Source organism: Streptomyces jumonjinensis, from assembly GCF_009600885.1.
In the GTDB taxonomy this organism is placed as follows: Bacteria; Actinomycetota; Actinomycetes; order Streptomycetales; family Streptomycetaceae; genus Streptomyces; species Streptomyces jumonjinensis.
Map to the genome: position 1 here is coordinate 7,248 of NZ_VCLA01000144.1, position 10,548 is coordinate 17,795.

The window sequence follows — 10,548 nt, forward strand, 5'->3', positions numbered from 1 at the left end:
ACGGCCCCCCAGGACGCCCGAACCCGGCCCACCCCGGACGGAAGGCCCTAACCTTTCTGCGGTGACCATCGAGTTGAGCGTGCTGTCGACCGTGTCCTACCGGGGGCAGGAGATCACCGCCCCCCGGCTGCGCGGGCTGCTCGCGCTGCTCGCCGGGGAGGTGCGCGTCGGGTGTGGGACCGGGCGGCTCGTGGAGGGGCTGTGGCCCGACAAGCTGCCCGAGAACCCCACCAAGGCGCTCCAGATCCTCATCTCGCGGGCCCGTGCGCTCCTCGGGCCCGAGGTCATCGCCAGCACGCCCACCGGATACCGGCTCACCCTCGGCGAGGAGCGGGTCGACGCCTCCGCCGTGCTGCTGCACACCGCCGCGAGCGCCGAGAAGGCACGCGCCGGGGACCACGCGGGATCGCTCGCCGAGGCCGAGGCGGGCCTCGCGCTCTGGGGCGCGGACGGGCCCGGGCAGCAGGAGCCCCTGGCCGGGGACCCGGTGTCCGCGCTGCGGGCCGAGCGGGCGGCGGCGTACCGGTCGCTGGTACGGGACCGTGCGCTGGGCCTCGCCCGCTCCGGCGACCGGGCCGGGGCGCTCCCACCGCTCACCGGGCTGGCCCGCGAACGGCCACGGGACGAGGAGGTGCTGCTGGAGCTGGTGCGCTGCGAGGCGGCCGGCACGGGCGCCGCCGCGGCCCTGGCGACGTACGACCGCTACCGCCGCGCCCTGCGCGAGGAGCTCGGCGCCGACCCCGGCCCCGCGCTGCGCGCCCTGCACCAGGAACTGCTGCGGGGCCAGGCTCCCGCGGTCCGGCGCGGGGTGCCCCACGAGCCCAACGCGCTCCTCGGCCGGGACGGCGACATCGCCGCGGTGACCCGGCTGCTCCACACCTCCCGGGTCACCTCGATCGTGGGGGCGGGCGGACTCGGCAAGACCAGGCTCGCGGGCGCGGTCGGCCGGCGGGCGGAGGCCCGGGCCGTCCATCTGGTCGCGCTCGCCGGCGTCACCGGCGACGCGGATGTGGCGGCCGAGGTCGCGTCGGCGCTCGGCGCGGGAGAGTCCCGGCGCCCGCCGGCGGGCGGTTTCGGCTCCCCGGCGGACCAGCTGACCGGCATCGTGACCGCCCTCGGGCCCGGCCCCGCGCTGCTGATCCTGGACAACTGCGAGCATGTCGTCCAGGGCGTCGCCGAGCTGGTACGGGCCCTGGTCTCGATGACCCGGGAGCTGCGGGTGCTCACCACCAGCCGGGCCCCCCTCGGTCTCTCCTCCGAATCGGTGTATCCGCTGCCGGAGCTGGATCCGGCGACCACGGTGGAGCTGTTCGAGCAGCGCGCCCGCGCCGCCCGCCCCGGAGTGGAGCTGCCCGGGGAGCAGGTCGCGGAGCTCTGCCGCCGGCTGGACGGGCTGCCGCTGGCGACCGAGCTCGCGGCGGCCCGGGTGCGGATCATGACGGTCGCCGAGATAGCCGCCCGGCTGGAGGACCGCTTCGCGCTGCTGCGCGGCGGCGCGCGCGACGCGCCCCAGCGGCACCGCACCCTGCACGCGGTCGTCGACTGGAGCTGGAATCTGCTGGAACCGGCGGGGCAGGCCGCCCTGCGCGCGCTCTCCGTCTTCCCCGGCGGCTTCACCGCCCAGGCCGCCGAACGCCTGCTCGGCGGGCATCAGCTGTTCGCGGACCCCCAGCCCATGACCGGCGGCGCGGATGTCCTCCAGACCCTGGAGGATCTGACCGATCAGTCGCTGCTGAAGGTGGCCGACACCCCCTCCGGGACCCGCTTCCGGATGCTGGAGACCGTACGGGAGTTCAGCGCGGCCCACCGTGAACAGGCGGGCGAGACCGAGCGGGTGACCGAGTGGTTCACCGGCTGGGCCCGCGACTTCGGCCGCGCGCACCATGACGCGCCCTTCGGCGCCGACCCGGTCGGATCCTGGCGGCTGATCAAGGCCGAGCAGGACAATCTCGTCGCGGCGCTACGGCTCGGGATCGCCCGCGACGACGGGGCCACGGTCGCCGCGGTCGCCGCGGTGCTCGCCGCCCTGTGGACCACGGAATCGAGCTACGCCCGCCTCAGCGCCCTGACCCAGGACACCGGCCGGCTGCTCTCGCACCACCGTCCGGAGCCCGACGGGATCGAGGTGCTCCGCACCGCCGCCTCGCTGATCAGCGCCAATGTCTTTCTCGGCGTGGGCCATGGCTCGCCACGCTTTCTGGTCGCCCTGCGCAGACTCCCGGCCGCCCCGGCGGACACCCTGATCAGAGCCATCGCGACGGTCCTGTGCACCGCCCCCGATGTGCTCGGCCCGGACCCTTCGGCGCTGCACGCGCTCTGCGAGAGCGGCGAGCCGCTGCTCGCGGGCGTCGCCTCCGGGGTCGCCAGCTACCGATGGGAGAGCGAGCACGAGCCCGACCTGGCGATGAAGGCCGCCCGCCGGACCCTCGCCGTCTTCGACGAGCGGCGGATTCCCTGGCTCCAGATCATGGCCCTCTCCCGGCTGGGGGAGCTCTGTCTCCAGACCGAGCGGGGCGAGGAGGCCGACCGCCATATCCGCCGGGCCATGCGGCTGCTCGACGAGTTCGGCGAGTGGCACGACACGATGGGGCTGCGCTGGGGTCTGGTGCTGGCCAATCTCCAGACCGGGGCGGTCGACGCGGCGGAGCGCTGGCTGGAGCTGGCCCTGCTGAACCAGCCGAGCGAATCGCCCGACGCCCTCACCCCGGACCTCGCGGCCCGCGCGGAGATAGCGCTCGCGCGGGGGGATACGGAGCGCGGTCTCGGCCTCTGGCGCGAGGCGGTCGAGCGGGTCGCGGAGGACACGGTTCCGCTCTTCGGCGCCGAACTGGACCTGGAGCCCTGGCTGCTGGAGATCCAGGCCGTGGCGGTGGCGGCCCATGCCCGGCACGGCCGGCTCGATCCGGTCGCGGAGCTCGCCGCCGTACTCCCGGACCGGCTGACGGCCCTGCTGACCCGGGCGGCCGGCCATCCGCAGCGGGCGCTGGTGGACTTCCCGGTCTGCGGGGCGCTCGCCCTCGCGCTGGGGCTGACCGATCTCGACCACGCCCGCCGCTCGGGGGATTCCCGGTCGCTGCGGACCGGGGTACGGCTGATCGCGCTGGCCGACCGGTTCCGCTGGATGCGGAGCTTCCAGCCGACCATGTCGTCGGCCCGCGCCCGGAACGCGGCCGAGGACGCCGACCGGGCGGCGTACGAGGAGTCGGTGGCGGCGTACGCCTCGCTGGGCCCCGAGGGGGTCCGGGAGGCGGCGCTCGCCCTGCTGCGGAAGCGGGGGTGACCGGGGTGACCTGCGGTGCCCCCGACTGACCGGGGCGACCCGCACCGCCCCGGCTGACCCGCCGACCCGTACCCGCGGCAAGCGGTCTCAGAGCCGTACCGGCAGACCCAGCAGATGGAACCCGTCCCCGGGCCAGTGCCCGAACTCCAGCCCGTCGCGGGGCACGGCGAGCTCCACGCCCGGCCGCCCGATGAGCAGCCGGTCGAAGACGACCCCGGTCACCAGCCGTCCGAGCGCCGCGCCCAGGCAGTAATGGGCTCCGTGGCCGAAGGCGAGATGGCCGTCGCCCCGGCCGAACTCCCGGGTGATGTCGAGACGCTCGGCGTGCTCCCCGTACTCCTGAGGGTCATGGTTCGCGGCGATCAGGGCCACCGCCACGGCCTCGCCCTTCCGGAGCGGGGTCCCGGCGAAGGTGAAGTCCTCGGCGGCGTACAGCGACGCGCCGATCCGCACCATGGAGACGTACCGCAGCAGTTCGGGCACGGCCCGCTCCAGCAGCTCCGGCCGCTCCCGCAGCAGGGCGAGCTGGCCGGGGTGGTCGAACAGGGCGAGCGCGGCGTGGGCGAGGAAGAGCGCGGGCGGGGTGATGCCGGTGTCGATGAGGAGGAAGACCGTCGAGATCAGCTCGTCCTCGGTGAGCGGATCGCCGCTCCCGGCGCTGTTCTGGATCAGCGCGGAGATCAGGTCGTCGGCCGGTTCGGCCCGGCGGCGGGCGATCAGCCGGGCGACATAGTCCACGACGCCCTTGAGACCGGCGACGGCCCCGGTTCCGTCGCCGTAGGCGAAGTCCCGTATCCACCCGCACACCTGTGCCCGGTCGGCCTCGTCGACGCCGACGAGCTCGCAGATCACGGCGGTGCAGAGGGGGTAGGCGAACTCATGGAGCAGATCCGCCCCGCCCCGCTCGGCGAGCGAGTCCAGCAGCTCCTGCGCGGTCCGCTCGGTGAACGAGCGCAGGGACGCGATCCGCCGGGCGGTGAAGGCGCGGGTGAGGGGAGCCCGGCGGCGGGCGTGCTCCGCGCCGTCGAAGAGCGCGAGCGGGCCGGTCAGATACTTCGCGTACTCCGGCGGGAAGGCGTCGAAGACGGCGGCGGCGAGTTCGGCCTGCGGGTCGGGGCCCTCGGCGCCGCCGGGGACCGCGCCGCGGTTCCTGATCAGCCGCGGCTCGCTCAGGGCGGTCCGGACATCGGCGTAACGGGTGATGAGCCGTACCGGGATCTGGCTGCCGGGCAGCAGCACCTCCGCGAGCGAGTCCCGCTCGCGGAGGTCCGCATAGCCGCGGACCGGGTCCTCGACGAGCTCGGGGGTCAGCTGGACGGCGCTGGACTCGGACATGACACACCTTTCGAAGGCTTTCGGAGACTTTCGGAGACTTTCGGACGGTTTTTGGGCGGCTTTCGGACGACTCTCGGGGACTCTTCGGAGAGGGAGAGCCGTGGAGGATCAGCGGGAGGAGCGGTTGAACCGGTTCCTCGACCAGAGGTAGCCGAGGACGGTGAGCCCGACGCCCCAGCCCAGGGCCAGCCAGCCGTCGGCGCCGATCCCGCTGCCGGTGAGCAGTCCGCGCAGGGTCTCGATGACGGTGGTGAACGGCTGGTACTCGGCGAACCAGCGGATCCAGCCCGGCATCGACTCCACCGGCACGAAGGCGCTGCTCATGAAGGGCAGCAGGAACGACAGCGGCAGTACGGCGTTGCTGGCCGCCTCGGCGGTCGGGTTGGCGAGGCCGATGCCGACCGCGAGCCAGGTGAGCGCGAGGGCCGTCAGAGCCAGGATTCCGGCGGCGGCGACCCACTCGACGGCGGTGGCGTTCGAACGGAAACCGATGGCGAGCGCGACCCCGGTGACCAGCACCAGGCTGATCATCGTCTGGATGACGCTGCCGATGACATGGCCGATCAGGATCGAGGAGCGGGAGATCGCCATGGTGCGGAAGCGGGCGACGATGCCCTCGGCCATATCGGTGCAGACGGCCACGGCGGTCGAGGTGGACGCGGAACCCACGGTCATCAGCAGAATGCCGGGGACGACATAGGCGATATACGCGGCGCGGTCCCCGCCGCCGCCGATCCCGGCGCTCAGCGAGCTGCCGAAGACATAGACGAAGAGCAGCAGGATGATGATCGGCATGGCGACCACGCCGAGCGTCATGGACGGATAGCGCCTGGCGTGCAGCAGATTGCGCCGCAGCATGGTCGCCGAGTCGCGCAGGGGGTACGAGGGGGCGCTCATCGGGCTTCCACCTTGTCGTTGTCGGGGTGGCCGGTGACGGCGAAGAACACGTCGTCGAGGTCGGGGGTGTGGACGGTCAGCGTGCCGACGGCGACGGACGCCCGGTCGAGCCGGTCGAGCAGGAGGCGCAGGGCCGCGACGCTGCCGTCGCTGGGCACCTGGAGGGTGAGCCCCTCGTCGTCCGGTGTCCCGTCGCCCAGCGCCCGGCAGGCGGAGGCGAGATCGCTCGCGGTGTCGAACCGGAGCCGGACATGGCCGCCGGGCACCAGCCGCTTGAGCTCGTCGGGGGTGCCCTGGGCGACCAGCTTCCCCCGGCTGAGGACCGCGATCCGGTCGGCGAGCTGGTCGGCCTCCTCCAGATACTGCGTGGTGAGGAAGACGGTGACGCCGCCGGAGACCAGATCCCGGATGATCTGCCACATGTTGTGGCGGCTGCGGGGGTCGAGCCCGGTCGTCGGCTCATCGAGGAAGATCACCTGGGGGCCGCCGACCAGGGTCATCGCGATGTCGAGCCGCCTGCGCATGCCGCCGGAGTAGGTGGACGCGGGCTTCTTGGCAGCGTCCACGAGATCGAAGCGTTCGAGCAGCTCGGCGGTGATCCGGCGGCTCTCGCGGCGGTCCAGATGGTGCAGGTCCGCCATGAGGGCCATGTTCTCCGCGCCGGTGATCATGTTGTCCACGGCGGAGAACTGTCCGGTGACGCCGATCACGGAGCGCACCCCGCGCGGGTCGGCGGTCAGATCACGGCCGAGGATGCGGGCGCTCCCGCTGTCGGCGGTGCTGAGGGTGGAGAGGATCCGGACCGCGGTGGTCTTGCCCGCGCCGTTGGGGCCGAGCAGCGAGAAGACCGTGCCCTGCGGGACATGCAGATCGATGCCGTCGAGCACGGTCTTGTCGCCGTACGCCTTGCGCAGTCCGGCGGCCGTGATGGCCGGGGGCGGTGGAGTGAGGTGGTGCGGTGAGGTCATGCCGCAGAGCTTGTCGGCGGCGGGCTTCAGCGCGGCTTCACGGCGGCTTCAGCGGGTGCCGGGGGAGTTTCAGCGGGCGCGCGGAGCGGCCCCGGGCGGATACCCGGGGCCGGTCGCACGCAGAGGCGATTCAGGAGAGCAGCCGCTGCTTGGCCTTCTGGAACTCCTCGTCGGTGAGCGCGCCCTTCTCCTTGAGCTCGGCCAGCTTGGTGAGCTCGGAGGCGCTTCCGCCGCCTCCCGCGGACTCCCGGATGTACGACTTGAAGGCGGCGTCACGCTCCTGCGCGGCGGCGATCTCGCGACCGCTCATCGACTTGCCCCGGACGATCACATAGATCAGCACGCCGATGAACGGCAGCACGATGACCAGGATCAGCCAGCCCGCTTTGCCCCAGCCGTGCAGGCCGTGGTCGCGGAAAATGTCCGAGATCACCTTGAAGAGCAGAAACAGCCATACGACCCAGAGGAAGAACCAGAGCATGGTCCAGAAGAGATTGAGGAGGGGATAGTCGTCCACGGTCGGTTCCCTTCCTGGGGAGACGGGCTCCATGGGGATGGTGGGGGAGACGGTCGTCGCCTCTGCCGATGTGTGCACGGGCGGGCGCCGGTGCCGCTCAGCCTCAGTGAAGGAGCCGCCGGGGGCGGGCGCACGCTGGTGTAGGCCATTCGGGTGGATTTCGCCGAGCCCGGGCGGGCCCGGCGCGGTACCGGGGCGGTACGGGGCGGCGGTCCTCAGCGCTCGTCGTCGGGGGAACGGCCCTCTTCTCCGGGGGAGCGGCTCTCCCCGGCCCCGGGATGAGGGTGCTTCGGCCGGTGCGGACGGCCGACCCCCGGCAGGGTGTCGCCGTAGTGGTACGCCGCGGTCCGCGCCTGCTGCCGCGCGTTGAGCCGGTGGATCAGCGCCACTCCCACGAGGATCATGGCGATGATCGCGGCGGCGACGACGACGGTCGTCATATCCGTACCTCCTTGGGGACGGCTCTCCCGGTCCCGGCCTCGGGGCGGGACGCGTACGGCCGTACGCACCGGCCTGCCCGCGGGAGCCCTGCCCACCGGGGCCCTGTCCACCGGGCCCCTGACCCTGAGCGCGCCGCGCTCCCGGTGCGCTCAGGGGGTATGTGCCGCACGCGTGTACGGGGCGTACGGGCGTGCCCGGGGTTCTTCCACGCTACTCCGGCGGACACCGGCCAGGCACTGATCAGACGCCGCCGGACCGGTCGTCCGGGCCGCTCTCGCCCCGGCGGAGCTCCTCGTTGATCCGCAGGGCGTCCTTGAGCTGGTCTTCGAGAAGGATGATGCGGCAGGCGGCCTCGATCGGCGTGCCCTGGTCCACCAGCTCGCGCGCGCGGGCGGCGATGCGCAGCTGATGGCGCGAGTAGCGGCGGTGGCCGCCGCCGGACCTCAGCGGGGTGATCAGCCCGGCCTCGCCGAGGGCCCGCAGAAAGGCCGGAGTGGTCCCGATCAGCTCCGCCGCACGACCCATCGTGTACGCGGGGTAATCGTCGTCGTCGAGATTGTCGGCGGCGTTCGGTCGGGTTCCTTGAGCCATGCGCGCCCTTCGTCGGTGGCGTCGAAGAGGCCCTGGTCCAGTGTGACCCAGGCCCCATGCGGTCGGTATCGCCTGCCCACCCGGCGGGCCGGAGCCATGGTCGCGGGAGCGTCCGTGGTCCGCGCGGCCGGCGAATCCTTCCTGGCGGGCCACGTCCGTCCCCACTGGACGACTGCGCGCCTACGCGCGGACCCTATCCACTGGCGGTGAAGCATGTCTAACGTGGCGATCATAGATTCAGACCTCGAACACACACCCGTACTCCGCTGATCAGCCCGGCAGATGGGCCGGTCGCGGGGTGTGCGGAGCTGCCGACGGAGCTGGGATGGTCCGTCCTGGCGCTGAATATCTCATCTCGGCGTCTGAGAAATAGTTGATGCGCTGATGACGGTTTTGTGACTCCATACCCCCTGGATTTGTGACTTCTCGCCCACCGACTGTGTAATCTCCACGCGGCGTCCCACGAGCCGTGCTACTGTCGATCGCAGTTGCAGTTGTGGTTCCCAAACTTTCAAGTGCCTCCACCGGTCATCTGGCCTGTGGGAGCACTTTGTGTTGCCGGTTCTCTCCGGATGGGGCAATCATCGCGGCGGCGCGAGGCTCGCACAGTGCGAGTCCGATGCATTCCCCGAAGGAGATTTAGATATGGCTACTGGCACCGTGAAGTGGTTCAACTCGGAAAAGGGCTTCGGCTTCATCGAGCAGGACGGTGGCGGCGCTGACGTGTTCGCCCACTACTCGAACATCGCCACCCAGGGCTTCCGTGAGCTCCAGGAGGGCCAGAAGGTGACCTTCGACGTCACGCAGGGCCAGAAGGGCCCGCAGGCCGAGAACATCCTCCCCGCCTGAAGTCAAAGCATGTGACGTTGGGGCCCGCACCTTGGGTGCGGGCCCCTCCGTTTTGCTGTGCGGCCTGCTCTGCCGTGTCGATCCGTGCGGCGTCCGGTGACACCGGAGCTGCGCGTCGATCCCTCACACGGGCGATTCGCCCCGATCGAAACCGCGAATCCCGGACCTCGGCATTCGAAGTTCAGCATGAGCCCGGCTGCTCTTTGTGGCGTGTTTTCTCCGCTCGCATACGCCGGAGACGCCAAATAACAGTCGTTTTTCTTGATCTTTATCGACTCGTCTTGCGATTCCCTGTGCGGCCGGTTGGCCGAGGTTCGTCGTACGCGTCGCTTTCGAGGAGGGTTCAGCATGAGCCGCACAGGTCGCAATCGCACAGCACGAGTGGACGGCCGTAACTTCCGTTCCGGCCAGGCCCAGAGCGGCGGCGCCGCTCAAGGTCGTTCCGGCAGCAAGCCGCCGAGGCGCTCCGGCGGCTCCCGCACCGCTTCGGCGGGCCGCGGCGGAGCCCGTCCGGGAACGCTCCGGGGCGAGTACACCGTCCCGACGCCCCGCGTCCCGTCGCTGCCGGCGGTGAACGAGTTCGCCGAGCTGGACATGCCCAAGGCGATGCTCGCGGCGCTGGCCTCCGAGGGCGTGACCGTGCCGTTCCCGATCCAGGCCGCGACCCTGCCGAACTCGCTGGCGGGCCGTGACGTCCTCGGCCGCGGCCGTACCGGCTCCGGCAAGACCCTGGCCTTCGGCCTCGCCCTGCTGGCCCGTACCGCCGGACTGCGCGCCGAGCCCCGACAGCCGCTCTCCCTGGTCCTCGTCCCCACCCGGGACCTCGCCCAGCAGGTGACGGACGCCCTCACCCCCTACGCCCGCGCCCTCCAGCTGCGGCTGACCACCGTCGTCGGCGGTCTGTCGATGAGCAGGCAGGCCCGCGCGCTGCGCGACGGGGCCGAGGTCGTCGTGGCCACCCCCGGCCGGCTGAGGGACCTCGTACAGCGCGGCGACTGCCGGCTGGACCGCGTCGGCATCACCGTCCTGGACGAAGCCGACCAGATGGCCGACATGGGCTTCATGCCGCAGATCACCGCCCTGCTCGACATGGTGCGGCCGGACGGCCAGCGGCTGCTCTTCTCGGCCACCCTGGACCGCAACGTCGATGTGCTCGTCCGCCGCTACCTGGACGACCCGGTCGTGCACTCGGTCGACCCCAACGCGGGCGCGGTGACCACGATGGAGCACCACCTCCTCTACGTACGCGACGCCGACAAGAACGACACGGCGACCGAGATCGCGGCCCGCGACGGCCGGACGATCATGTTCCTGGACACCAAGCACGCGGTGGACCGGCTCACCAAGCATCTGCTGCGCAGCGGAGTGCACGCCTCGGCGCTGCACGGAGGGAAGTCCCAGCCGCAGCGCACCCGGACCCTGGCCCGGTTCAAGGAGGGCGACATCACGGTCCTGGTCGCCACCAATGTGGCGGCGCGCGGCATCCATGTCGACGATCTCGACCTCGTCGTCAACGTCGACCCGCCCGCCGACTTCAAGGACTATCTGCACCGTGGCGGACGCACCGCCCGCGCGGGTGAGTCCGGCAGCGTCGTCACCCTCGTACTGCCCCATCAGCGCCACTCCATGGACAACCTGATGGCGGACGCCGGGATCACCCCGCAGACCAG

9 protein-coding genes are annotated in these 10,548 nt (G+C 71.8%); 3 read left to right on the forward strand and 6 right to left on the reverse strand.

What is annotated here, in order from left to right; translation table 11 throughout:
- Nucleotides 1-61 precede the first annotated feature (61 nt).
- Nucleotides 62-3,280 carry an ATP-binding protein gene (locus FF041_RS17450; RefSeq protein WP_323391982.1) on the forward strand — a complete coding sequence of 1,073 codons (3,219 nt, stop codon included), beginning with the start codon at nt 62-64 and terminating at the stop codon, nt 3,278-3,280.
- An 87-nt stretch (nt 3,281-3,367) separates the two neighbouring features.
- Here FF041_RS17450 and FF041_RS17455 read toward each other — a convergent pair whose 3' ends face one another.
- The 6 genes from FF041_RS17455 to FF041_RS17480 all read right to left on the reverse strand — a co-directional run bounded on the left by FF041_RS17455 (nt 3,368) and on the right by FF041_RS17480 (nt 8,029).
- Nucleotides 3,368-4,615 (reverse strand): cytochrome P450, encoded by a 1,248-nt coding sequence (locus FF041_RS17455; RefSeq protein ID WP_153523666.1) that lies wholly within the window; start codon nt 4,613-4,615, stop codon nt 3,368-3,370.
- Between the two features lie 108 nt (nt 4,616-4,723).
- Nucleotides 4,724-5,512 (reverse strand): ABC transporter permease, encoded by a 789-nt coding sequence (locus tag FF041_RS17460; protein ID WP_153523667.1) that lies wholly within the window; start codon nt 5,510-5,512, stop codon nt 4,724-4,726.
- Nucleotides 5,509-6,480, reverse strand: coding sequence for an ATP-binding cassette domain-containing protein (locus tag FF041_RS17465; RefSeq protein WP_153523668.1), 972 nt, complete (start codon nt 6,478-6,480; stop codon nt 5,509-5,511). The genes FF041_RS17460 and FF041_RS17465 overlap by 4 nt, the downstream gene beginning before the upstream one ends.
- 130 nt (nt 6,481-6,610) lie before the next feature.
- Nucleotides 6,611-6,997 (reverse strand): SHOCT domain-containing protein, encoded by a 387-nt coding sequence (locus tag FF041_RS17470; RefSeq protein ID WP_323391983.1) that lies wholly within the window; start codon nt 6,995-6,997, stop codon nt 6,611-6,613.
- 215 nt (nt 6,998-7,212) lie between these two features.
- Nucleotides 7,213-7,437 carry a hypothetical protein gene (locus tag FF041_RS17475; RefSeq protein WP_153523669.1) on the reverse strand — a complete coding sequence of 75 codons (225 nt, stop codon included), beginning with the start codon at nt 7,435-7,437 and terminating at the stop codon, nt 7,213-7,215.
- A 241-nt stretch (nt 7,438-7,678) separates the two neighbouring features.
- Complete coding sequence (locus FF041_RS17480) at nt 7,679-8,029, reverse strand: MerR family transcriptional regulator (protein ID WP_153523670.1); 351 nt, start codon at nt 8,027-8,029, stop codon at nt 7,679-7,681.
- A gap of 645 nt (nt 8,030-8,674) precedes the next feature.
- Between FF041_RS17480 and FF041_RS17485 the strand changes: the two genes are divergently transcribed.
- Nucleotides 8,675-8,878 (forward strand): cold-shock protein, encoded by a 204-nt coding sequence (locus FF041_RS17485; protein ID WP_042152846.1) that lies wholly within the window; start codon nt 8,675-8,677, stop codon nt 8,876-8,878.
- Between the two features lie 348 nt (nt 8,879-9,226).
- On the forward strand, nt 9,227-10,548 hold a 1,322-nt coding region (locus FF041_RS17490), incomplete at its 3' end, for a DEAD/DEAH box helicase (RefSeq protein ID WP_153523671.1).